Annotated in this window: 22 protein-coding genes; 17 read left to right on the top strand and 5 right to left on the bottom strand. The window is 71.7% G+C overall.

Annotated features, from left to right (window positions below; genetic code table 11):
* The first annotated feature begins 98 nt into the window (after window positions 1-98).
* Window positions 99-1,304 carry a lytic transglycosylase domain-containing protein gene (locus tag FLW16_RS45910; RefSeq protein WP_312847129.1) on the top strand — a complete coding sequence of 402 codons (1,206 nt, stop codon included), beginning with the start codon at window positions 99-101 and terminating at the stop codon, window positions 1,302-1,304.
* 50 nt (window positions 1,305-1,354) lie between these two features.
* Here FLW16_RS45910 and FLW16_RS11210 read toward each other — a convergent pair whose 3' ends face one another.
* Complete coding sequence (locus FLW16_RS11210; RefSeq protein ID WP_142559939.1) at window positions 1,355-2,341, bottom strand: ferrochelatase; 987 nt, start codon at window positions 2,339-2,341, stop codon at window positions 1,355-1,357.
* Between the two features lie 117 nt (window positions 2,342-2,458).
* Between FLW16_RS11210 and FLW16_RS11205 the strand changes: the two genes are divergently transcribed.
* From FLW16_RS11205 to FLW16_RS43585, 3 genes are all read left to right on the top strand, one after another.
* The gene (locus FLW16_RS11205) at window positions 2,459-4,405 is read left to right on the top strand and encodes a S9 family peptidase (RefSeq protein ID WP_142560168.1); all 1,947 of its coding nucleotides are present in this window, start codon (window positions 2,459-2,461) and stop codon (window positions 4,403-4,405) included.
* A 112-nt stretch (window positions 4,406-4,517) separates the two neighbouring features.
* Entirely contained in the window at window positions 4,518-5,339 is an 822-nt protein-coding gene (locus tag FLW16_RS11200) for an inositol monophosphatase family protein (RefSeq protein WP_142559938.1), read from the top strand.
* A gap of 116 nt (window positions 5,340-5,455) precedes the next feature.
* The gene (locus FLW16_RS43585; RefSeq protein WP_185949364.1) at window positions 5,456-5,632 is read left to right on the top strand and encodes a hypothetical protein; all 177 of its coding nucleotides are present in this window, start codon (window positions 5,456-5,458) and stop codon (window positions 5,630-5,632) included.
* Window positions 5,633-5,751: 119 nt separating this feature from the next.
* Here the strand turns inward: FLW16_RS43585 and FLW16_RS43580 are convergent, their stop codons facing one another.
* Window positions 5,752-5,916 carry a hypothetical protein gene (locus FLW16_RS43580; protein ID WP_167530612.1) on the bottom strand — a complete coding sequence of 55 codons (165 nt, stop codon included), beginning with the start codon at window positions 5,914-5,916 and terminating at the stop codon, window positions 5,752-5,754.
* A gap of 241 nt (window positions 5,917-6,157) precedes the next feature.
* Between FLW16_RS43580 and FLW16_RS11195 the strand changes: the two genes are divergently transcribed.
* The 5 genes from FLW16_RS11195 to FLW16_RS11175 all read left to right on the top strand — a co-directional run bounded on the left by FLW16_RS11195 (window position 6,158) and on the right by FLW16_RS11175 (window position 11,442).
* Window positions 6,158-6,811: a response regulator transcription factor gene (locus tag FLW16_RS11195; protein ID WP_142559937.1), complete on the top strand. Its 654-nt coding sequence runs from the start codon at window positions 6,158-6,160 to the stop codon at window positions 6,809-6,811.
* 39 nt (window positions 6,812-6,850) lie between these two features.
* A complete protein-coding gene (locus FLW16_RS11190; protein WP_260615166.1) occupies window positions 6,851-8,305 on the top strand; it encodes a cell wall metabolism sensor histidine kinase WalK in 1,455 nt (484 codons plus the stop codon).
* 258 nt (window positions 8,306-8,563) lie between these two features.
* Entirely contained in the window at window positions 8,564-8,863 is a 300-nt protein-coding gene (locus FLW16_RS11185; protein ID WP_030454398.1) for a DUF4193 domain-containing protein, read from the top strand.
* A 19-nt stretch (window positions 8,864-8,882) separates the two neighbouring features.
* Window positions 8,883-9,635, top strand: coding sequence for a hypothetical protein (locus FLW16_RS11180; RefSeq protein ID WP_260615164.1), 753 nt, complete (start codon window positions 8,883-8,885; stop codon window positions 9,633-9,635).
* Window positions 9,636-10,044: 409 nt separating this feature from the next.
* Entirely contained in the window at window positions 10,045-11,442 is a 1,398-nt protein-coding gene (locus tag FLW16_RS11175; RefSeq protein ID WP_142559936.1) for a trehalose-6-phosphate synthase, read from the top strand.
* Here FLW16_RS11175 and FLW16_RS11170 read toward each other — a convergent pair.
* Entirely contained in the window at window positions 11,432-11,749 is a 318-nt protein-coding gene (locus tag FLW16_RS11170; RefSeq protein WP_185949363.1) for a DUF4235 domain-containing protein, read from the bottom strand. The two genes, FLW16_RS11175 and FLW16_RS11170, sit on opposite strands and share 11 nt — an antisense overlap.
* A 69-nt stretch (window positions 11,750-11,818) precedes the next feature.
* Here FLW16_RS11170 and valS point away from each other — a divergent pair, with 69 nt between their 5' ends.
* The 6 genes from valS (at window position 11,819) to FLW16_RS11140 (ending at window position 18,308) form a co-directional block, all read left to right on the top strand.
* A complete protein-coding gene (valS, locus tag FLW16_RS11165) occupies window positions 11,819-14,353 on the top strand; it encodes a valine--tRNA ligase (RefSeq protein WP_260615163.1) in 2,535 nt (844 codons plus the stop codon).
* Between the two features lie 251 nt (window positions 14,354-14,604).
* Window positions 14,605-15,840, top strand: coding sequence for an AI-2E family transporter (locus FLW16_RS11160; RefSeq protein WP_142559935.1), 1,236 nt, complete (start codon window positions 14,605-14,607; stop codon window positions 15,838-15,840).
* Window positions 15,841-15,889: 49 nt separating this feature from the next.
* Window positions 15,890-16,327: a dUTP diphosphatase gene (gene dut / locus FLW16_RS11155; RefSeq protein ID WP_030505484.1), complete on the top strand. Its 438-nt coding sequence runs from the start codon at window positions 15,890-15,892 to the stop codon at window positions 16,325-16,327.
* A 48-nt stretch (window positions 16,328-16,375) separates the two neighbouring features.
* A complete protein-coding gene (locus FLW16_RS11150; RefSeq protein ID WP_142559934.1) occupies window positions 16,376-17,056 on the top strand; it encodes a DUF3710 domain-containing protein in 681 nt (226 codons plus the stop codon).
* A gap of 174 nt (window positions 17,057-17,230) precedes the next feature.
* Window positions 17,231-17,623, top strand: coding sequence for an OB-fold nucleic acid binding domain-containing protein (locus tag FLW16_RS11145; RefSeq protein ID WP_030505482.1), 393 nt, complete (start codon window positions 17,231-17,233; stop codon window positions 17,621-17,623).
* A gap of 16 nt (window positions 17,624-17,639) precedes the next feature.
* Window positions 17,640-18,308 carry a DUF3159 domain-containing protein gene (locus FLW16_RS11140; RefSeq protein WP_142559933.1) on the top strand — a complete coding sequence of 223 codons (669 nt, stop codon included), beginning with the start codon at window positions 17,640-17,642 and terminating at the stop codon, window positions 18,306-18,308.
* Window positions 18,309-18,368: 60 nt separating this feature from the next.
* On the opposite strand, the gene FLW16_RS11135 is transcribed toward FLW16_RS11140, so the two are convergent.
* Both FLW16_RS11135 and FLW16_RS11130 read right to left on the bottom strand, forming a co-directional pair.
* On the bottom strand, window positions 18,369-19,037 hold the full coding sequence (locus FLW16_RS11135; protein WP_142559932.1) for a TrkA family potassium uptake protein: 669 nt from the start codon (window positions 19,035-19,037) through the stop codon (window positions 18,369-18,371).
* Window positions 19,037-19,705 carry a TrkA family potassium uptake protein gene (locus FLW16_RS11130; RefSeq protein ID WP_142559931.1) on the bottom strand — a complete coding sequence of 223 codons (669 nt, stop codon included), beginning with the start codon at window positions 19,703-19,705 and terminating at the stop codon, window positions 19,037-19,039. Before FLW16_RS11130 ends, FLW16_RS11135 begins: the two co-directional genes overlap by 1 nt.
* 106 nt (window positions 19,706-19,811) lie before the next feature.
* On the opposite strand from FLW16_RS11130, the gene FLW16_RS11125 reads away from it, so the two are divergent.
* Window positions 19,812-21,854, top strand: a complete 2,043-nt coding sequence (locus tag FLW16_RS11125) for an APC family permease (RefSeq protein ID WP_142559930.1) — start codon at window positions 19,812-19,814, stop codon at window positions 21,852-21,854.
* On the top strand, window positions 21,851-23,119 hold the full coding sequence (locus FLW16_RS11120; RefSeq protein ID WP_260615161.1) for a class I SAM-dependent RNA methyltransferase: 1,269 nt from the start codon (window positions 21,851-21,853) through the stop codon (window positions 23,117-23,119). The genes FLW16_RS11125 and FLW16_RS11120 overlap by 4 nt, the downstream gene beginning before the upstream one ends.

The raw sequence follows: 23,119 nt of genomic DNA, 5'->3' as shown, positions 1-23,119 counted from the left end.
CCGGGACACGCGGACGGCGTTTGTCTCCGGTTTGACCATCGCCTACCCGCATATCATGAGGCAAGTGATTTTTCCGCGTCGGGGGTGGAGGGGCTGAAGTGAGGTCGTCCACTCATTCCGCCTCCATGCGGCTGCGCCCGATCGTGTCCGGCCTCGCGGTCGTGATCCTGTGCGTCATCGCCGCGGGCACCGCCTTCCTGGCCACCTGGCCCGGTGACGGCGCGCTGGCGGCCGGCGGCGGCCGGGCGGAGACGGACCGCACGCGGGCCGACAACCCCCTGCCGGCCGCGCGGGCGACGGCGGGAAGCCTCATGCCCGACCGCACGCTGCCGTCGAGCGCGCCCGTCGTCGGCGGGCCCGGCGTGCAGGTCACGCTGCCGCACCTCCTGGCGATCTCCCCGAAGCAGGTGCCGCAGAGCACCCTGTTGAAGATCGCCAAGCTGCGGCACGTGCAGAAGGTGGCGGTCGCCGACGGAGGCGCGGTGCGCGTGTCCGGCACGACCCTGCGGCTGCTCGCGGTCGACCCGGCCACGTTCCGGTCGTGGACGCCGAAGAACGTGGCCGATCACCCGGAGGTGTGGAGCGCGCTCGCGCGGGGCGAGATGGTCGCCGACGCGGCCACGGTCAAACGTCTCGGCATGGTGCTCGGCGCGGAGTACCAGATCGACCGGGGCCCCCGGCTGCGCGTCGCGGCCTCGGCCTCGCTCGGGCTGCCCGGCGTCGACGGCCTGGTCAGCCAGGACCTGGGCCGCAAGCTCGGCTTCCCCGGCGGCGTCGTGGTGCTGGTCCACGGCGACCCGGGCAAGATGAGCGACAAGACGGTCGCGCGCCTGCTCGGCAAGGGCGCGCAGGTCGTGAGGGTCGGCGCGGCCGCCGTCCGGCCGCGCGCCACGGCCACGCCGGGGCGGGCCCTGGTGGGACGGCCCACGAGCTACCTGGACCTCTACCAGCGGTCCGCCACGGTCTGCCCCGGCCTCTCGTGGACCGTCCTCGCCGCGATCGGCCAGGTCGAGAGCAGCCACGGCCGCAACAACGGCCCCTCGTCCGCGGGGGCGCTCGGGCCGATGCAGTTCATGCCCGCCACCTGGAAGGTGTACGGCGTGGACGGCGACGGCGACGGCGAGGCGGACATCTGGAGTCCCTACGACGCGGTGCCGTCGGCCGCCAAATACCTGTGCGCGAACGGGGCCGGAGCAGGCGGCGACAAGCTCAGGAAGGCCGTCTGGTTCTACAACCACTCCTGGGACTACGTGAACAAGGTCCTGTCGCTCGCGGAGGCGTACGCCCGCACGTACGCCTCCTGACGCGCGGTGGAACCCGCGACGGCGGGTCCTGCCGTGTCGCTGCGGCGCCGCTACCGGCCCGGCCGGTGGGCGGGCCGGACGGGCGCCGGGCAGCAGGTCGCCGCGCACGGCGCGGGCTCGGGCTCGGCGAGCAGTTCGGCCACCATCGACACGAACCGCGGGTGGGTGCCCGCGGTCGAGGCCCTGGTGAGGGCCATGCCCAGCTTCTCGGCCGTGGCCGCGGCCTCCACGTCGAGGTCGTAGACGACCTCCATGTGGTCGGAGACGAACCCGATGGGCACCAGGACGGCCGACCGCACGCCCTCGGCGTGCAGCGCCTCCAGATGGTCGCAGACGTCGGGCTCCAGCCAGGGCACCTGCGGCGGGCCGCTGCGGCTCTGCCAGACCAGGTCCCAGGCCCGCCCCTCGTCGACATGCGTGGTCACCAGTTCGGCGGCCCGCCTGAGCTGGGCCTCGTACGCGCCCCCCGCGGGCCCGGCGGTGCGGGCCATGGAGACGGGGATGCTGTGCGCGGTGAACACGAGGCGGGCCTGCTCGCGGGCGCCGGCGGGCAGCCGGTCGAGGGCCTCGCGGGTGTGGTCGGCCATCGCCGCGATGAATCCGGGATGGTCGTAGTAGTGGCGGAGCTTGACGATCTCGGGGGCGCCGGGGACGGCGGCGCGGGCACGGGCGATGTCGTCGAGGTACTGCCGGCAGCTGGAGTAGGAGCTGTAGGCCGCGGTCACGAAGGCCGCCGCCTTGCGGACGCCGTCCTCCTTCATCCGCAGCACCGTGTCCTCCAGGAACGGGTGCCAGTTGCGGTTGCCCCAGTAGACCGGCAGGTCCACGTCGAGCGCGGCGATCAGGTCGCGGCACTGCTGGTTGATCGGGCTGATCCCGCCGAACCCCTGGTAGTGCGCCTCGACCTCCAGCAGCCGCTCGCGCGGCACGCCCCGGCCGCGCACGACGTTCTCCAGGAACGGCATGACGTCCTCGGGTTTCTCCGGCCCTCCGAAGGAGACGACCAGCAGGGCGTCGTATCCGTTGGTGCTCCCCATGCGCCACACCTTACGCGGACGGTACGACGGTTCCGCCCGCGCCTGTATGGCTTGGGCGGTGCGCGCGTCAGCGAGTAGGTTCGAGCGGTGAGCCAATTTCCGGACATCCGCGAGTACATGGCCCTGCCGCGCGTGAACGCCCTGCGGCTGTCGCCCGACGGGACCCGGCTCGTGTCCGTGGTCCAGTCGCTCAACTCCGACGGCAAGTCGTACGGCACCGCGCTGTGGGAGATCCCCCAGGACCCCGGAGGCGAGCCCCGCCGGCTGACCCGGTCGGCGAAGGGAGAGGCGGGGGCCGAGTTCGCCCCCGACGGGACCCTGTTCTTCGTCTCCCGGCGGCCCGACGAGACGGCGAAGGAGAGCGGCGGCGACACGGCCGCCCTGTGGCTGCTGCCCGAGCGCGGCGAGCCGGTGCGCGTCGCCACCCGCCCCGGCGGGATCGGCGGCGTCCGGGCGGCCGGCGGCACGGTCGTCTACGCCTCCGAGGTGCTGCCCGGCGACGCCGCCACCGAGGAGGAGCGCCGCAAGGCCCGCGACGAGGCCGGGGTCAGCGCGATCCTGCACGAGGGCTACCCGGTGCGCTACTGGGACCACGACCTCGGCCCGGCGCAGACCAGGTTCTTCGCCGGCCGCGCCGCGCGCGAGGGCCTGGAGGACGTGCGGGACCTCACGCCGGAGCCCGGCGGCGCGCTGGACGAGCACCTGTCGTTCGACGTCACCCCGGACGGGGAGACCGTGGTCACGACCTGGCGGGTTGCGCTCCCGAACGGCGACGTCCGCTGGGACCTGGTCGCCGTGGACGTCGCGGACGGGTCGCGGCGCACGCTCGCGACGTCCGAGGGGCACGACTTCGCCGGGCCGGTCACGGTGTCGCCCGACGGGCGGCACGTCGCCTGCCTGCGTGAGCACCACGGCACCGAGGAGACGCCGATCGCGCTCGACCTGTGGGTGGTCGACCTGTCCACCGGTGAGGGGCGCGCGGTCGCCGGGGAGGTCTTCCCCGCCTCGGTCGCGTGGGCGCCCTCCTCGCGGGAGCTGTTCTTCGCCGCCGACCACCGGGGCCGCCGGCCGATCTTCCGCGCCACCCTGGACGGCGCGGTCACCGGGCTGACCTCGGACGACGGCGCGTACGCCGAGCTGTGCCCGGCCCCCGACGGCTCGGTCTACGCCCTGCGTGGCGCGATCGACTCGCCGCCGCGTCCGGTGCGTGTGGCCGCCGACGGGTCGGTCACCACGCTGCCCTCGCCCACGCCGCCGCTCGACCTGCCCGGCACGCTGACCGAGGTGACCGCGACGGCCGAGGACGGGACCGAGATCCGGGGCTGGCTGGTCGTCCCCGCGGACGCGACCGCCGAGGACCCGGCGCCGTTCCTGCTGTGGATCCACGGCGGCCCGGTGTCGAGCTGGAACGACTGGAGCTGGCGCTGGAACCCCTGGATCATGGCCAGGCACGGCTACGCGGTGCTGTTGCCCGATCCCTGCCTGTCCACCGGGTATGGCCAGGACATGCTCCAGCGGGGCTGGGGCGACTGGGGACCGGTGACCCACGCCGACCTCATGGCGATCACGGACGAGTGCCTCAAGCGGCCGGAGATCGACGAGCAGCGGACGGCGGCGATGGGCGGCTCGTTCGGCGGCTACATGGCGAACTGGGTCGCCGGGCACACCGACAGGTTCCGGGCCGTCGTGACGCACGCCTCGCTGTGGAACCTGGAGCAGTTCGCGGGCACCACCGACGGCGCGAACTTCTGGCAGCGCGAGTTCGGCGCCCTCGGGTCCGCCCGCTACGCCCGGCTGTCGCCCCACCGGTCGCTCGGCGATATCAGGACGCCGATGCTGGTGATCCACGGCGACAAGGACTACCGCGTGCCGATCGGCGAGGGCCTGCGGCTGTGGTGGGACCTCCAGCGCTCGGGGGTCGAGTCGAAGTTCCTCTACTTCCCCGACGAGAACCACTGGGTGCTCAAGCCCGGCAACGCCGTCGCCTGGTACGAGACCGTCCTGGCCTTCCTGGCGCAGCACGTCCTGGGCGAGGAGTGGACCCGGCCACCGTCCCTCAGCTGACGGGTGAATGGCGGTACATCCTGGTTTGGGAGGATGTCATCCGTGCGGCCGACGCCCGAGCCGGGCGCCGGCCGCTTCGGTGTGAGCACGTACGAGGAGGGGGCAGGCCAGGATGGACGAGCGGGAGTACCGGCATGACCGGGCGCGGGTGGAGGAGCTGCTGGAGCTGGCGACCGGCATAGCGGAGGAGGCCGGCCAGATGCTCCTCGCCAAGCGGCCCGCGCGGCCCGAGGTGCTCGCCACCAAGTCGAGCCCCACCGACGTCGTCACCGCGCTCGACCGGGCCGCGGAGGAACTGATCCGCGCCAGGATCGCCGAGGCCAGGCCGCACGACGCGGTCCTCGGCGAGGAGGGCGGCGACACCCCCGGCGAGGGCGGCGTCCGGTGGGTCGTCGACCCCATCGACGGCACGGTCAACTTCCTGTACGGCCTGCCGGACTGGGCGGTCAGCATCGGCGTCGAGGTGGACGGCGAGATCGTCGCCGGAGTGGTGCACAACGTGCCGCGCGGCGAGTTGTTCACCGCGTCGAAGGGCGGCGGCGCCTGGCTGAGGGGCGAGCGGCTGCGCTGCAACACCGGCGTTCCGCTGGCCAAGGCCCTCGTCGCCACCGGGTTCGGCTACGCGGCGGGGCGGCGCCGGGTGCAGGCCGAGGTGCTGGCGCAGGTGGTGCCCCAGGTCAGGGACATCCGGCGCGGCGGCTCCTGCGCGGTCGATCTCTGCTCGGTCGCCGCGGGCCGCGTCGACGCCTACTACGAGCGCGGCGCCAACTACTGGGACCACGCGGCGGCCGGCCTGATCGCCGCGGAGGCCGGAGCCCGCCTCGGCGGCCTGAACGGCAGGCCGGTCAGTCCCGACATGGCGCTGTGCGCGGCCCCGGGGCTCTTCGAGGAACTGCACGACCTGCTCGTCCCCCTCGACCCCGAGCGCGACTGAGGACCCCGACCGCGACCGGGGCCTCCGCGCGCGCGAGGGTGATTGCCCTGGTCACGGCGGCATGCCCGGCCGCCTCGCGGGTACGCGGCGCGAGACGACGGGAGAAGGAGCAGAACATGACCGTTCCCGAAGAGAACGCCCCCAAGACCGATCAGAACGACCAGGCCCTGTCACGGCAGGCCGCGCCCGCCCGGGAGGGCGACTCGCGACACGAACCTCAGGACACCGAGATGGCCGCCAAGCTCAAGGAGGCCATGTCCGAGGCCGACGTGGACCGCGACGACTTCGCCTGACAGAGCCTTGGGGCCGGTGAGTTCGCGCAGAGTTCGCGAAGAGTTCGCGCCGGCTTCGCCTTACGTACAGGCGAGGGGGCCCGCCGTACGGCGGGCCCCCTCGTCAGTGTCGGTTCCGGTCAGCGCTGGATGTCGATGCCGTGATCCTCGGCGAGGCGGTGCAGGTCCTCGATCTCGGCGGTGAGGGTGTCGGCGAGGAAGTCGTCCCCGCTCGTGGTGGCCTCTTCAAGACCCTTGTAGGCCTGGTCGAGCCTGGTTTCGATCGTGGTCGTGAACTCGCCCATCTCACCTTCTTTCTCAGGGGGCGAAACGTGTCACGGGGGGCTCGGCACGAATCCTGCGGAGAGGAGCGCCCTTCCCCGGCACACGACAATGGAGGGTGTCACGGGCCTTACCCATGTCCGGGTCGGACGTAAACCTGTGAATTTCTGTGCTCTACGTCACGTAGAGCGCCGGAACCGCTTACCGGCGGCTTACGTCGAATATGGCCACAATGAGGGGCGTCGTACCAGCTAGGAGGACTTGATGCGCGTGCTTGTGGTGGAGGACGAGCGGGTGCTCGCGGACGCGATCGCAACCGGCCTCCGCCGGGAGGCGATGGCCGTGGACGTCGCCTACGACGGCGCCGCCGCCTTGGAGAAGACCGGCTACATCGACTACGACGTGATCGTGCTCGACCGCGACCTGCCCAAGGTGCACGGCGACGAGGTGGCCCGCCGCCTGGTCGCCCAGCGGTCGGCCTCGCGGATCATCATGCTGACCGCCGCGGGCGACGTGGACGACAAGGTCGAGGGGCTGGAGCTGGGCGCCGACGACTATCTGGCCAAGCCGTTCGTGTTCATGGAGCTTGTGGCCCGGGTGCGCGCGCTCGGCCGCAGGTCCGCGCCGCCGCTGCCGCCCGTGCTCGAACGCGCCGGCATCCGCCTCGACCCCGGCAAACGCCAGGTGACGAGGGACGGGGTCGAGGTCCACCTCACCAAGAAGGAGTTCGCGGTGCTGGAGGAGCTGATGCGGGCCGAGGGCGCCGTCGTCAGCCAGGAGGACCTGCTCGACAAGGCGTGGGACGAGAACATCGACCCGTTCACCAACGTGGTCAGGGTGACCATGATGACGCTGCGCAAGAAGCTGGGCGATCCGCCGGTCATCGAGACCGTGCCCGGGGTCGGGTACCGGCTGTGACGACCCGCGCCACCGCCACGTCCCGGGGGAGGGGGCCCTGTGAGCGAACCGCGTGACGCCTCCGAGAGGAGGACGCCCCAGATCCTCCCGGCGCCCGGCGAATCGGACGCCGCCGCGACCTCGCCGGACGTGGCGGCTCCGGCCGCCGGCCAGGCCCCGGCGGGTCGCACCCGGCGGATGTCGAACCCGATGGGCACCGGTCCCTATCGCAGCCAGGTGCCGCCGCCGCCCAGCGGCCCGCCCGCCTGGGACGGCCCGCCTCCCCTGGTGGCCCACCCCGTGCAGCGGGGCAACCTGCTCAACGAGATCAAGTCGCTGCAGAACCGCATCAGCATCCGCTGGCGTCTGACCCTCACGTACGCCGCGCTGGTCTTCGTCGCCGGCGCGCTGCTGGTGCTGGTCATGTACGTGCTGATCGGCCAGGCCATCGACATCGGCTGGCAGAGTGTGCCGCAGATCATATTCCCGCGCGGGAGCGTGCCGCAGGAGTGGATCGACGAGGCCAACCACCAGTTCGCCCAGTCGCAGGCGGAGGTCACCGCGGTGGCCCGGGCCGAGCTGCTGAAGCGGGCCCTGCTGGCGCTGCTTGGCGTGGGGATCCTGGCGCTGATGCTGGGATACGTCGTGGCGGACCGGGCGCTGCGGCCCGTCATCAAGATGACGGCGACCGCGCGGAAGCTGTCGGAGACCTCGCTCGCCCACGAGCGCATCGACCTCCAGGGCCCCGACGACGAGCTGAAGGAGCTGGCCGACACCTTCGACGCGATGCTCACCCGGCTCAACACCGCCTTCGACGCGCAGCGGAGGTTCGTGGACAACGCCTCGCACGAGCTGCGGACGCCGCTGGCGATCAATCGCACGGTGCTGGAGGTGGCCCTGTCCGACCCCGAGGCGTCGGACGACCTCAAGGTGCTCGGGCGCACGCTCCTCGGCACCACCGCGCGCAACGAGCGGCTGATCGAGGGCCTGCTGCTGCTCGCCCGCAGCGAGCGCGAGCTGTCGGTGCGAAAGCCCGTGGACGTCCAGGAGGTCGCCAGGACGGCGGTGGAGCAACTGGCTCCCTTCGCCGAGGAGGAGGGCGTGACGGTCGAGCACGACCTCCACCCGGCGGCCACGACGGGCGACCCCGTCCTCATAGAACGCTGTGTCTCCAACCTCGTCGAGAACGGCATCAAGCACAATGTCGGCGAGTCCGGAAAAGTATGGGTCCGGTCGGGAATTGTCGACGGGGGTGCGGTTGTTCAGGTCGCGAACACGGGACCGCACGTTCCCGCGTACGAGGTGGAGAGCCTGTTCGAGCCGTTCCGGCGTCTGAATGCCGACCGGGTCCAGTCCGCCAAGGGCGCGGGTCTCGGCCTGTCCATCGTGCGCGCGATCGTTCGCGCGCACGGCGGAACGGTCGCCGCCGTCCCCCGCGACGGGGGCGGTCTCGTGGTGACGGTGCGTCTCTCAGGAGCCGGGGCATCTCCGGGGACGCCGCAGTCGGCGCGCTGATGGAGCGTGCACGCCGCACATGTGGTTGGATGTGCCGTCGAACGCGGTGGGGATACCGCCGATACTGTGGTTTTCGCCATATTTGGCTAACCGCAGCCCCCGGTGGGATGCCCCTCGCGTGTCGGAAGGTTCAGTGTTCGTTCAAGCGGGTACCGAATGCACAATTTAGCGGCTCCCGCGGGCACAACACCGGCCTTCCGAGCGTTATCCACGCGCGACACAGGCGCAGGCAGATAGATGAGGGGGATGGAGTAGCAGATGGCTACCGACTACGACAGCCCGCGTAAGACCGACGACGACCTCAGCGAGGACAGCCTCCAGGAACTCCAGGCGCGCAGGAGCGACAAGTCGTCGGGCAGCATCGACATCGACGAGACCGATCTGGCCGAGTCGCTGGAGCTGCCGGGGGCGGATCTGTCGAACGAGGAGCTCTCGCTGCGGGTGATTCCTCGGCAGGCCGATGAATTCACCTGCTCGCGGTGCTTCCTGGTGCACCACCGCAGCCAGCTGGCCTCGGAGAAGAACGGCCAGCAGGTCTGCCGCGAGTGCGCCGCCTAGGAGACCCTTGGGAGGGTCCGTGACTTCAGCAGCGGATGAATCAAACAACGAGGTGGCCGACCTGGTCGGCAAACTCGTCGCCCCTGAGGAGACGGACGGGGCCGAGCGGCGTCGGCTGCTCGGCCGCCTCAGCGGGGCCTTGGCAAGGTCCGCAAGGAAGGCGCGCGAACGGGGGGTCGGCCGCGGCCGGTGGCTGGCCGACGTCTTCATGAACATCGCCCCGCGGTTACCGGTCAGAGACTACGAGACGCTGCGGGAACACCACTACGGGCTCACCGGCGAGCAACTCGCCGACGATCTCGTCCGCACCGCCGCGAAGGCGACGATGGCGGTCGGCGCGGTCGGCGGAGCGCTCGCCGCGGCCGAGTTCGCCGCCCCGCCGCTCCTGCTGTCCGCACCCGCCCAGATCGTGGCCGAGACGCTGGTCGTCGCGGCCATCGAAGTGAAGCTCCTCGCCGAACTGCACGAGGTGTACGGCGTGAAGGTCCCCGGCAACGGCACCCAGAGGGCGGCCGCGTTCGCGCTCGCCTGGTCGAAGCAGCGGGGCGTCAACCCCCTCGCCCCCGGCTCGGCCACGATCGCACTCGGGACCGCCGCCAAGACCGCCCTGCGCAACCGCCTGATGCGCACGCTCGGCCGCCACCTCACCACGCTCGGCCCCTTCCTCACCGGCGCCGTGGCCGGCGGCGCGCTCAACCGGGTCGCCACCAGGAAACTCGCCACCGCCGTGCGCGCGGATCTGCGCCGCCAGCGCGCCCTGCCGCCCGGCTGACGCCCTGCCACCCGGCTGACGCTTTGCAGGCCGGCTGCCGCCCCGCGGGCCGGCTGATCTCCCTCTCGCCGGGCCCTTTCGCGGGGCCCTTTCGCGGGCCCTTTCGCCGGGCCGATCCCCGCTTCCGCGCCGGTCCCCGTCCCGCGATCCGGGTCCTTGCCCGGCCGGTCTCCGTCCCCCTGGTGACACGCGGCCGCCCCGGTGCCCGTCCCAATCGCCACTCTCCGGCCGTCCTGATCTTCCAGATAGAGAAGTGTCACCGATTGGTCTAAACCTCTTGCCGACCCCGTATGAGCTGCGTGAGATCATTCTCACAGGCACAGGCGTGGATTGTGCACGTTCTTACGGGTATGGGGGTCACTGGTGACTTTCCGTATGGTGGTCACAGGCGACCACCTGGAGGGGATTCATGCGTGGCACCAGCTCATTTCTGATCGTCGCGAACCGGCTGCCGGTCGATCGCGTGGGCGAGAACGAGTGGCGGCGTAGCCCGGGCGGGCTCGTGACCGCCATCGCGCCCGTCATGCAACGCCGTGACGGGGCCTGGCTCGGCTGGACCGGGGCGGCGGGAGAGGAGCTGAAGCCCTTCGACCACGACGGGATGCACCTGATCCCCATCCCGCTGTCGCAGCTCGAGGTCGAGCTGTACTACGAAGGCTTCTCCAACGCCACACTGTGGCCGCTCTACCACGACGTGGTCGCCACGCCCGTCTACTCGCGCGTGCTCTGGGACGCCTACCGGGCGGTCAACGACCGGTTCGCCCGCGCGGCCGCGGACGCCGCCGCGCCCGGCGCGGTCGTGTGGGTGCAGGACTACCAGCTCCAGCTCGTGCCCGCGATGCTGCGGAAGCTGCGGCCCGACCTGAAGATCGGGTTCTTCCTGCACATCCCGTTCCCGCCGGGCGAGCTGTTCTACCAGCTGCCCTGGCGCAACGAGATCCTCGAAGGACTGCTCGGGGCCGATCTCGTGGGCTTCCAGCGGCCGGGCGGCGCCGCCAACTTCCTGCGCCTGTGCCGCCGCCTGCTCGGCGTGCAGTACCTCCGCAACGAGATCCAGCTCGAGGACCGGACGGTCCGTGCCGAGTCGTTCCCGATCTCTGTCGACTTCGGCGAGCTGGACCAGCTCGTCCGCGAGCCGCGCATCCAGCAGCGGGCCAAGGAGATCCGCGCCGAGCTGGGCGATCCCGAGCACGTGCTGCTCGGCGTCGACCGGCTCGACTACACCAAGGGCATCGGCCAGCGGCTCAAGGCGTTCGGCGAGCTGCTCGACGACGGCGCGATCAAGCCGGACGAGGCGGTCTTCGTGCAGGTCGCCACGCCCACCCGCGAGCGGGTCGCCGAGTACATCCGGCTGCGCAACGACATCGAGCTGAGGGTGGGCCGCATCAACGGCGAGCACGGCATGCTCGGCCGCATGCCGATCTCCTACCTCCACCAGTCGTACAACAAGGAGGAGCTGGCGGCGCTCTACTGCGCGGCCGACGTCATGGTCGTCACGCCGCTGCGCGACGGCATGAACCTCGTCGCCAAGGAGTACGTCGCCTGCCGCCACGACCTGCGCGGGGCGCTCGTGCTGAGCGAGTTCGCCGGAGCGGCCGACGAGCTGCGCCAGGCCTACACGGTCAACCCGTACGACATCGCCGGCATGAAGCGGGCGATGCTGGCGGCGATGCGGGCGACCCCGCACGAGCTGGCGCGCCGGATGCGCTCGCTCAGGCGCAGGGTCGCGACCTACAACGTGGACAGGTGGGCCAGCGACTTCCTCACGGCCCTGGAGTCCGGGGAGCCGGCCGCTCCTAGGGAGTGAGGTCCCGGGCGGCGTCCTTCCAGGAGCGCCACTTCTTCGCCGCCGACCGCGTGACGACGATCCGCGTGATCTCCATGCCCAGGCCCATCACCACGGCGTACGCGATCGCCTCGCCGAGTCCGATGTCGGGGGAGTCGGCGCTCGCCGGCGGCTTCTTGCCGGTCGCCCTCTCCCACGCGAACGACAGCAACTTGCGCGAGCAGAAGCCCACCGCCAGGCCGAGCAGGCCGCCGACGATCCGCCACTGCATGTCGGGCTTGTCCGTCGCGCCGAGTTCGCGCTTGGCCTCCCGAGCCATGTCCGCCATGATTCCTCCTCGATAACGACCTTAGTGTCTCCCCGCGGGGTGACGGTCCACGCCATACCATGTGGTGGCATGACCGAACAGCGACTCCCCGCAGCCATGCCCGAGAAACCAACACTCGACGGCTTGGAAGCGGTATGGGTAGCGCGCTGGGAGGCCGAGGGCACCTACCGGTTCGACCGGTCCCGGGGCAGGGACGAGGTCTACTCCATCGACACCCCGCCGCCCACCGTGTCCGGGTCCCTTCACGTGGGGCACGTCTTCTCCTACACGCACACGGACACGATCGCCCGCTACCAGCGGATGCGGGGGCGCGAGGTCTTCTACCCGATGGGGTGGGACGATAACGGCCTGCCGACCGAACGCCGCGTGCAGAACCACTTCGGCGTGCGCTGCGATCCCTCCATGCCGTACGACCCGGACTTCACGCCGCCGGAGAAGCCGGACGCCAAGCGGCAGGTGCCGATCTCGCGCCGCAACTTCATCGAGCTGTGCGAGCGGCTGACCGCCGAGGACGAGAAGGCGTTCGAGGAGCTGTGGCGCCGCCTCGGCCTGTCGGTGGACTGGTCGATGACGTACGCGACCATCGACGCCGACGCGCGGGCGGCATCCCAGCGCGCGTTCCTGCGCAACCTCGCCCGCGGCGAGGCGTACGTCGCCGAGGCCCCGACCCTGTGGGACGTGACGTTCCGCACGGCCGTGGCCCAGGCCGAGCTGGAGGACAGGGAGTGGCCCGGCGCCTTCCACCGCATCGGGTTCGAGCGTCCTAACGGCCATGGCGCCGAGGGCATGGTGTGGATCGAGACGACCCGCCCCGAGCTGATCCCGGCCTGCGTGGCGCTGGTCGCCCACCCCGACGACGAGCGCTACCTGCCGTTGTTCGGCACCACCGTCCGCACCCCGGTCTTCGGGGTCGAGGTGCCGGTCGTGGCCCACCACCTCGCCGAGCCCGACAAGGGCTCCGGCATCGCGATGATCTGCACGTTCGGCGACGTCACCGACGTCACCTGGTGGCGCGAGCTCGACCTGCCCACCCGGCCGGTCATCGGCTGGGACGGCCGCCTGCTCCCCGAGCCGCCGCAGGGCGTGCCGGCCGAGCCGTACGCCGAGCTGGCCGGCAAGACCGTGCACAGCGCGCGCGAGCGCATCGTGGAGATGCTGCGCGAGTCCGGCCACCTGGACGGCGAGCCGCGCAAGATCCAGCGGCCGGTGAAGTTCTACGAGAAGGGCGACCGGCCCCTCGAGATCGTCACCACCCGGCAGTGGTACATCCGCAACGGCGGCAGGGACGCCAAGCTGCGCGCCGAGCTCCTGGAGCGCGGCCGGGAGCTGGAGTGGCACCCGCCGCACATGCGGGTCAGGTACGACAACTGGGTGGAGGGCCTGGCGGGCGACTGGCTGATCTCCCGCCAGCGGTTCTTCGGCGTGCCGATCCCGGTCTGGTATCCGCTCGACGCCGAGGGCGAGCCGATCTACGAGGCGCCGGTCGTCCCGCCGGAGTCGGCGCTGCCGGTGGACCCGTCCAGCGACGTCCCGCCCGGCTTCTCCGAGGACCAGCGGGGCAAGCCGCTCGGTTTCACCGCCGACCCCGACGTCATGGACACCTGGGCGACCTCCTCGCTGACCCCGCAGATCGCGGCCGGGTGGGAGCGCGACGACGACCTGTTCCGCCGCGTGTTCCCGATGGACCTGCGGCCCCAGGCCCACGAGATCATCCGCACCTGGCTGTTCTCCACGGTCGTGCGGTCGCACCTGGAGCACGGCGGGCTGCCCTGGCGGCACGCGGCGATCTCCGGGTGGATCCTCGACCCCGACCGCAAGAAGATGTCGAAGTCCAAGGGCAACGTGGTCACGCCCATGGGCCTGCTGGAGGAGTACGGCTCCGACGCGGTCCGCTACTGGGCGGCGAACGGGCGTCCCGGCACCGACACGGCGTTCGACACCGGGCAGATCAAGATCGGCCGCCGGCTGGCCATCAAGATCCTCAACGCGTCGAAGTTCGTGCTCGGCTTCCGGTCCGAGGGCGGCGGCGAGGTCACCGAGCCGGTCGACCTGTCCATGCTGGCCGCGCTGGGGGCGGTCGTCGCCGAGGCCACCGAGGCGTTCGAGTCGTACGACTACACCCGGGCGCTGGAACGGACGGAACGCTTCTTCTGGTCGTTCTGCGACGACTACGTGGAGCTGGTCAAGGCCCGCGCGTACGACGGGGACGCCTCGGCCGTCGCGGCCCTGCGGCGGGCGCTCGGCGTGCTGCTGCGGCTGTTCGCGCCGTTCCTGCCGTTCGTGACCGAGGAGGTCTGGTCGTGGTGGCGGGAGGGCTCGGTGCACCGCGCCGCCTGGCCGTCCCCGGAGGAGCTGCCCGAGGCGCGGCACGGCGATCCCGCGGTGCTGGACGCCGTGGCGGAGGTGCTCCGCCGGGTGCGGCGGGCCAAGTCCGAGGCGCGGCTGTCGATGCGGGCCGAGGTCGCCCGGCTCACCGTGTCGGGGGACCAGGCGGACCTCGTCCGGCAGGCCCAGGACGACCTGTGCGCGGCCGGCAACGTCGAGGAGTTCGTCCTCGAACCCGGTGACGGCCCGCTCGACGCGGTCGCCGAGCTGACCGCGTGAGGCCACCGCCGGCCACCGCCGTGCCCCGTGGTGCGGCGGTGGCCGGTGATGTTTTGGGACGTTCCAGGCTGTTCCTGGGCGTTTCGGTACGGAGACGGCCCGCGGCCGGGGACCTGCGGCGGGAGCGCGGCGAGACGACCGCCACACCCGGGTAAAACGACTGCGCATCCCGCCCGCCGACATGCCAGGCTGGATCCGTGATCCCGTCTAACCGCAGTACCACGGAAAGGGTTCCGCCGACGCTGGCCACGATGGCCGCGTGGAGCTGGCGGCTGTTGCTGCTCGGCGGGATGATCTACGTCCTGTGGCTGATCATCGAAAAGATCAGCTTCGTCGTCATGCCGGTGGTGGTCGCGCTGCTGCTCGCGGCCCTGCTTCATCCGCTGACCCGGCGGCTGCGCGCCGCCGGGCTCCGGCCGATCTACGCGACGTGGATCACGATGCTGCTCGGACTCGCGCTGATCGTCGGCATCGGGTTCCTGATCGGCGTGCGGGCGAACGAGGAGTTCCCCCGGCTGGTCCTGCAGATCCAGGTGACCGTGCGCAACGTCCAGGACTGGCTGCTGCACGGCCCCCTCCACCTGAAGGAGGCGCAGATCGCCGACTTCGTGGACCAGCTCAGCAGCCAGGTGACCCAATACCGCAGTCAGATCACCAGCACGCTGCTGAGCGGCGCCACCGCGGTCGTCGAGGTGCTCACCTCCATCATCCTGATCCTCTTCGTGACCTTCTTCCTGCTGAAGGACGGCGACCGGATCTGGGGCTGGTTCCTGCGCGCCTTCGGCGGCGCCGCGACGCGCGTCGACGGCGCGGGCCGCGCCGCCTGGGCGACGATCTCCCACTACGTGCACGGCACGGTGGCGGTCGCCGCCATCCACGGGCTCGTGATCGGAGTGGTGCTCGCGGGGATGCAGGTGCCGCTGTGGGCGCCCCTCGCGGTGCTGGTCTTCGTGGCCAGCTTCATCCCGATCGTCGGCATCCTGTTCGCGGGCACCATCGCGACGCTGGTGACCTTCGGCTCCCGGGGCTGGTTCCTGGCGCTGATCTTCGTGGGCATCCTCGTGGTCGAGCAGCAGCTGGAGAACCATGTGCTCCAGCCGCTCATCGTGGGCCGGGCCCTGGAGTTCCACCCTCTGGCGATCATCCTCGTCCTCGCGGTGGGCGGCGTGCTCGGCGGCATCGCGGGCGCCGTGGTGGCCGTGCCGCTCACGGCGGTCATCTACCGCGCGCTGCCCGAGCTGCGCCGCGGCCGGCCCGCCGCCATCGAGCCACCGGCAGAAAGCGGCCCGCCCGGCGCCGCGGAGGCCGGAGACGGGGACGTGCCCCCGCAGCCGGAGCCCGGCGCCGCGGAGCCCGCGCCCTCTCACGCGTCCCAGCCCGCCGCCTCAGCGCCCGGCGAGCAGAGCGGACAGGGCGGGCAGGAGCCGGAGACGGCACGCCCGTCGTCCGGAGCGGGAGAGGCGGTGTCCCCCCAGCGCAACGGGTAGGGTCTTGCCTCATGAGCGACCGAATCAGGGAACACGCCGAGGCCGCCCGGTGAGCGTCGAGATCCTGATCCACCGGCTCGACCCGGACCTTCCGCTCCCGTCGTACGCGCATCCGGGCGACGCCGGGGCCGACCTGTACGCGGCGGAGGACGTCGAGTTGCTGCCCGGCGAGCGGGCGGTCGTGCGGACCGGCGTCGCCATCGCGCTGCCGGACGGGTACGCCGCCTTCGTTCATCCGCGTTCGGGCCTGGCGGCCCGGCACGGCGTCACGCTGGTCAACGCGCCGGGCACGATCGACGCCGGCTACCGGGGCGAGATCAGGGTGACGATGATCAACACGGACGCCAAGGATCCGGTACGGCTCCGGCGTGGTGACCGCATCGCCCAGCTCGTCGTCCAGCGGGTGGAACGGGCGGCGTTCTACGAGGTCGACCGGTTGCCCGGCTCCGTACGGGGCACGAACGGGTTCGGCTCGACGGGGAGCTGACACCGCGGGGCCCGGGAACCGGGCCACGATGCGAGGAGAGTGAGAGAAGTGTTGCGACGCCGGCAACGCGCGGAGGAGGAGACCGCACCAGCCGTCGTGCGGGGGGAGAGCCCCGCCCCGGCGCGGACGACGGGCCCCTGGGACGCCGATGACGACTACCCGGAGGCCGAGCGCGTGGATCTGGGGGGCCTGCGCCTGCCCGTCGGTCCCGGATTCGAGATCCAGCTCAGCATGGCGGGCGACCAGGTCGACGGAGTGATCGTCCTGGTCGAGGAGAGCGCCCTGCAGGTGAACGCCTTCGCCGCGCCCAAGCGCAGCGGGATCTGGGACGAGGTGCGCGCCGAACTCGCCCGTGAAGTGGTGGCCGCCGGCGGCTCGGCCGAGGACCGGGACGGTTCGTTCGGCCCCGAGATCGCGGCCGAGGTGCCCGCGCAGGGCCAGGCGCAAGGACGGCAGCCGGTGCGCTACGTCGGCGTCGACGGGCCGCGCTGGTTCCTCCGCGCCGTGATCAGCGGCAGGGCGGCGGTCGACCCGGAGGCGGCGCGGATCCTGGAGGACGTCGTGCGCGGCATCGTCGTCGTGCGCGGCGACGAGCCGATGCCGCCCAGGGAGGCGATCCAGCTCCGTCTGCCCGCCGAGGCCAGGCAGGCCATGGAGGAGCAGCAGGGATCCCGGGGGGAGGAGTTCCGGCCCTTCGAGCGCGGTCCGGAGATCAGCGAGATCCGCTGACGCCGTCCGGGACGCGCCGGTTGACCGAATCGGGAGGCAAGCCCTGCCCTGACCGTCCTTCTGGCCCGCAAGCGGCTCACGTATGCTGCGGTGGAAACGACCGGCCTAGGCTGGAGTCAGGACGACGAATCCCTCCAAAGGGGATCGCGAACGAGGAAGCTGGGTGAGTGACCGATGGGCACGCCGGAGCCTGCCAGACGCGGCGGACTGCGGGGCTTCTTCCGAAGGCTGACCACCAGCCAGGCCGAACTGGAGGCCGCCGAGCTCCAGGAGGATCTGGAGCAGCAGGGGGCCACTCCCATCGCGCGGTGCGGTGAGCGCCAGCGGACGTGCGTGGCGGGCACGCTGCGCACCGTGACCCTCCGCCCGCGCGGCGGCGCCCCCGCCCTCGAGGCGGAGCTGTACGACGGGTCGGACGTGATCGACCTGGTCTGGCTCGGCCGCCGGAAGATCGCCGGCATCGAGCCGGGCCGGGTGGTGCGGGCCGAAGGGCTGGTCAGCGTCCAGGACGGCCGCAAGGTCATGTTCAACCCCCGCTACGAGCTACGCCCGGCCGGTGGCCCTTGATCTCTCAGGAGACCGTATGAGCACAGCGGACATGACGGCCCCCGCGGCGCACGCCACCGTCGAGGCGGCGGTTCGCGCCCAGATGAGCAAGGCGCTGGGCGGCAGGCGCGGGATCGTCGAGGCGGCGGTGCCCACACTCGCCTTCACCGGCACGTGGATGGGCACCAACGAGCTGAAGCCCTCGCTGATCGTCGGCATCGCCTCGGCGGTGGTGCTCCTGCTGGTGCGGCTCGCGCAGCGTACGACGCCGCAGTTCGTGCTCAACAGCCTCGTCGGCATCGGGATCGGCGCGTTCTTCGCGGCCCGCACCGGCGACGCCAAGGACGTGTTCCTGCCGGGGATCCTCTACAACGCGGCCTACGCCGCCGGCATGCTGCTGTCGATCGTGGTCCGCTGGCCGATCGTGGGCTTCCTGATCGGCTCGGTGACCGGCGACCCGACGGCCTGGCACAGCGACTCCGCGCTGGTCCGGCTGTGCTCGCGGCTCACGTGGCTGCTCATGCTGCCCTGCCTGCTGCGGGTGGTGGTCCAGCTGCCGCTCTACTGGGCGGACCAGGTGACCGCTCTCGGCGTGGCCAAGATCGCTCTGGGCTGGCCGCTGCAGGTCGCGGGGCTCGCCGCGATGGTGTGGGTCCTCGCCCGGGGCCGCACCCCGATCCAGCCGCCGGCGCAGCCGCCCGTCTGACGATCACGCGGAAACGACTCAGGCCCCGGGCGCGTGCCCGGGGCCTGAGTCGTGTGCGGGTCAGGGACGTTCGTGGGCCGACAGCAGTTCGGTGAGCTCGTTCTCGACCTCCTGGCTGGCCACGAACAGCAGCTCGTCGCCGGCCTCCAGCGGGTCGTCGGCCGAGGGGACCAGCACCCGGCCCTCGCGCAGGATCGCCACGAGGGCGGCGTCCACCGGCCACGGCACCGAGCCCGCCCGCTGGCCCACCACGGGGGCGTCATCGGCCAGCGTGAGCTCCACCAGGTTGGCCTGGCCCTGCCGGAAGGTCATCAGGCGAACCAGGTCGCCGACGCTGACCGCCTCCTCGACCAGGGCCGACAGCAGGCGCGGGGTGGAGACGGCGACGTCCACGCCCCACGACTCGTTGAACAGCCACTCGTTCTTGGGGTGGTTGACCCGGGCGACCACCCGCGGCACGCCGTATTCGGTCTTGGCGAGCAGCGAGACCACGAGGTTGACCTTGTCGTCGCCGGAGGCGGCGATCACGACCTGGCAGCTGTTCAGCCCGGCCTCGTCCAGCGAGGAGATCTCGCAGGCGTCGGCGAGCAGCCACTCGGCCCGCGGCACGCTGTCGATCTTGATGGCGCGAGGGTCGATGTCGATGAGCAGGACCTCGTGGCCGTTCTCCAGGAGCTCCGCCGCGATGGAGCGGCCGACGGCTCCGGCGCCGGCGATGGTGACGCGCATCAGTGCTCCTCGTCGGACGGCGCGGTGGACAGCACCTTGTTGATGCGGTCCATGTCGTTCTCGGCGGCGACCAGGTGGAGGAGGTCGCCCTCTTGGAGGACGGTGGCGTCCTTCGGCACGAGGGCCTCGCCCATGCGGTTGACGAAGGCCACGCGCGCGCCGGTGACCTCCTCGATCACCCTGGCCCGGGTGCCGATCCAGCCCTGGTGGAAGGCCACCTCGGCGAGGACGACCGTGCCGGTCGGGTCCCGCCAGAGGGGCTCGGCGCCCTCGGGCAGCACCCGGCGCAGGATCTGGTCGGCGGTCCAGCGGACCGTCGCCACAGTGGGGATGCCGAGCCGCTGGTAGACCTCGGCGCGGCGCGGGTCGTAGATGCGGGCGACCACGTTGTCCACGCCGAACATCTCCCGCGCGACCCGGGCGGAGATGATGTTGGAGTTGTCCCCGCTGCTCACGGCGACGAACGCGGCGGCCGAGGCGATGCCGGCCTCTTCGAGCACGTCGCGGTCGAAGCCGATGCCGGTGACCCTGCGGCCCCGGAAGCCGGCCCGCAGCCGCCGGAAGGCCTGCGGGTCGCGGTCGATCACGGCGACCGAGTGCCCGTTGTCCTCAAGGATGTGCGCCAGGGTCGAGCCGACCCGTCCGCATCCCATGATCACAATATGCATGCTCCCCCGCCGTGGGTTGTGGCGGTCTCCTAATGCAGACAGTATGTCGCCACTGCCGCACACCGCATGACCCGGGCACGGCGCCGGGGGACTAGGCTCAACAGACGTGTCGAAGGTGCCAGATCTTGTCAAGCGGCTCCTCGTGGGGCGGGCTCTGCGGAGCACCGCGCTCCACCATCAGCTGCTGCCCAAGCGCGTGGCACTGCCGGTGTTCGCCAGTGACGCGCTGTCCTCGGTGGCGTACGCGCCGCAGGAGATCCTGGTCATCCTGTCGATCGGCGGGGTCGGGCTCTACAGCGTCAGCCCGTGGGTCGCGGCGGGGGTCGTCCTCGTCATGCTCACGGTGGTCGCCTCCTACCGGCAGAACGTGCACGCCTATCCCAGCGGCGGCGGCGACTACGAGGTGGCGACGACGAACCTGGGACCGACCGCGGGGCTGACCGTCGCGAGCGCCCTGATGGTCGACTACGTGCTGACTGTGGCGGTGTCGGTCGCCAACGGCGCCGACTACGTGGGTGCGACGATCCCCTTCGTCGCCGAACACCGTCCACTGATCGCGATAGCCATCGTCGTACTCCTGACGATCACGAATCTGCGCGGCATCCGGGAATCGGGTGTCGCGTTCGCCATTCCCACCTACGCCTTCATGATCGCGGTCATCGGCATGGTCGCGTGGGGCCTGTTCCGGCTGATCGTGCTCGGCGACGACCTGCGCGCCCCCACCGCCGACTACCGCATCATCGGGGAGCAGGCCAATCTCGCCGGGTTCGCGATGGCCTTCCTGGTGCTGCGCGCCTTCTCGTCGGGATGCGCCGCGCTCACCGGCGTCGAGGCGATCAGCAACGGCGTCCCGGCCTTCCGCAAGCCCAAGAGCAAGAACGCCGCGACGACGCTGCTGATGATGGGCCTCATCGCGGTCACGATGTTCAGCGGGATCATCTTCCTCGGCCTCAAGTCGGGCGTGAAGCTGACCGACCCGGCGACCGTGGCCAGGGACGTCATCATCAACGGGCAGCCGGCCGGGCCCGGCTACTACCAGCAGCCGATCATCGCGCAGGTCGCCTCGGCCGTCTTCGGTCACGGCTCGTTCCTGTTCGTCGTGATCGCCGCGGTGACCGCTCTCATCCTGTTCCTGGCGGCCAACACCGCGTTCAACGGTTTCCCGGTGCTCGGCTCGATCCTCGCCCAGGACCGTTACCTGCCGCGTCAGCTCCACACCCGGGGCGACCGCCTCGCGTTCAGCAACGGCATCGTCATCCTCGCGGCCGGGGCCTGCCTGCTGATCTGGGCGTTCGATGCGGACGTGAGCAAGCTGCTCAACCTCTACATCGTCGGCGTGTTCGTCTCGTTCACCCTCAGCCAGATCGGGATGGTCCGGCACTGGACCCGTCACCTGAGGACCGAGACCGACGCGAGGGCGCGCTTCCACATGATGCGCTCGCGGGTGATCAACGGCTTCGGCGCGGTCATGACCGGGCTCGTGCTCGTCGTCGTGCTCGCCACCAAGTTCACGCACGGCGCGTACATCGTCTGCATCGCGATGCCGGTGCTCTTCCTCATGATGAAGGGCATCAGGCGGCACTACGACCGGGTCGCCGAGGAGCTCGCCGCGCCGGAGGGGCACGAGGTCGACGAGTCGCTGCTGCCCGCCCGCAACCACGCGATCGTGCTCGTCTCGAAGATCCACAAGCCGACGCTCCGCGCGCTCGCGTACGCCCGGGCGACCCGCCCGTCGAGCCTGGAGGCGGTGACCGTCAGCGTGGACGCCGACGAGGCCAACAGACTCAGGGAGGAGTGGGATCGGCGCGGCATCGAGGTGCCGCTGAAGATCCTCGACTCGCCGTACCGGGAGATCACCGGCCCGGTGCTCGAGTACGTGAAGTCGCTGCGGCGGCGCTCGCCGCGCGACGTCGTGACGGTCTACATCCCCGAGTACGTGGTCGGCCGCTGGTGGGAGCACCTCCTGCACAACCAGAGCGCGCTGCGGCTCAAGGGGCGGCTGCTGTTCAAGCCCGGGGTCATGGTCACGAGCGTGCCGTTCCAGCTCGCCTCCTCCGACCGCCTCAAGGGCCGCAGGGAGCCGGCCGCTCCCGGCGCCTCCCGCCGTTCCTACCAGCCCCCACCGAAGGACACGCAGGTCAAGGCATGACCGACACGAAAGAGGCCGACATGGGCGGCGAACGGCTCGAACTGACGGTGGACGCCGTCGCCAACGGCGGCTGGTGCGTGGCCAGGCACGAGGGCCGGGTGGTCTTCGTCCGGCACGCCCTGCCCGGCGAGCGGGTGGTCGCCGAGGTCACCGAGGAGACCGCGCGGTTCCTGAGGGCCGACGCGGTCGAGATCCTGGAGCCCTCACCCGACCGGGTCACGCCGCCCTGCCCGTTCGCCGGCCCCGGCCGCTGCGGCGGCTGCGACTGGCAGCACGCGTCGCTGGAGGCGCAGCGCCGGCTCAAGGCCGACGTGGTCGCCGAGCAGTTCCGGCGCCTGGCGGGCCTCGACCTCAAGGTCGTGGTCGAGGAGGTGCCGGGGGCGGAGGACGGCCTCGGATGGCGCACCCGCGTGCGGTTCGCCGTGGAGCGGGACGGCACGGCGGGGCTGCGGCGCCACCGGTCGCACGAGATCGAGCACGTCACCGAGTGCCTCATCGCGCACCCCGCCGTCGAGGAGGTCGGCGCGGAACGCCTCGCCTGGCCGGGGGCCGCCTCGGTCGAGGTGGTGGCGGCCTCCGGCGGCGACCGCGCCGTGATCGTCGAACCCGTCCCGCGCCGCCGGGCGGAGATCCCGGAGGTGGACGCCGCGGTCCTGCTCGACGAGGGCAGGCGGGGCACGCGCGCGCTGCGTGGCCGGGCCTCGCTGACCGAGCGGGTGGGCGAGCGGGACTTCCGGGTCACCGCGAGCGGATTCTGGCAGGTCCACCCGGGCGCCGCGGCCACGCTGCTCGGCGCGGTGCTCGACTTCGGCCGGCCCGAGCCGGGGGAGTGGGCGCTCGACCTCTACTGCGGCGCCGGCCTGTTCGCCGCCGGGCTCGCCGAGGCCGTCGGCCCCGAGGGGGCGGTGCTCGGCATCGAGTCCGAGCCGCAGGCGGCGCAGGACGCCCGGTTCAACCTGCGCGACCTGCCGCAGGCGCAGGTCGAGCGGGGCAGGGTCGAGGAGGCGCTCGACCGGCTGCGGATCGAACGGGCCGACCTGGTGGTGGCCGACCCGCCCCGCGCGGGTCTCGGCCGTCCGGTGGTCGAGCGCGTCGTCGGCCTGGAGGCCTCGCGCGTGGTGTACGTCTCGTGCGACCCGGCCACGCTGGCCAGGGACGTCGCCTGGTTCGCCGGGCACGGCTACCGGCTGGAGGACCTGCGGGCCTTCGACCAGTACCCCATGACCCACCACGTGGAGTGCGTCGCGCTGCTCGTGAGGGTCTGA

The organism is Microbispora sp. KK1-11 (genome assembly GCF_006874435.1).
GTDB lineage: Bacteria > Actinomycetota > Actinomycetes > Streptosporangiales > Streptosporangiaceae > Microbispora > Microbispora catharanthi.
Note: the sequence above shows the minus strand (reverse complement) of the source record. Positions and strands in the feature narration are given on the sequence as shown.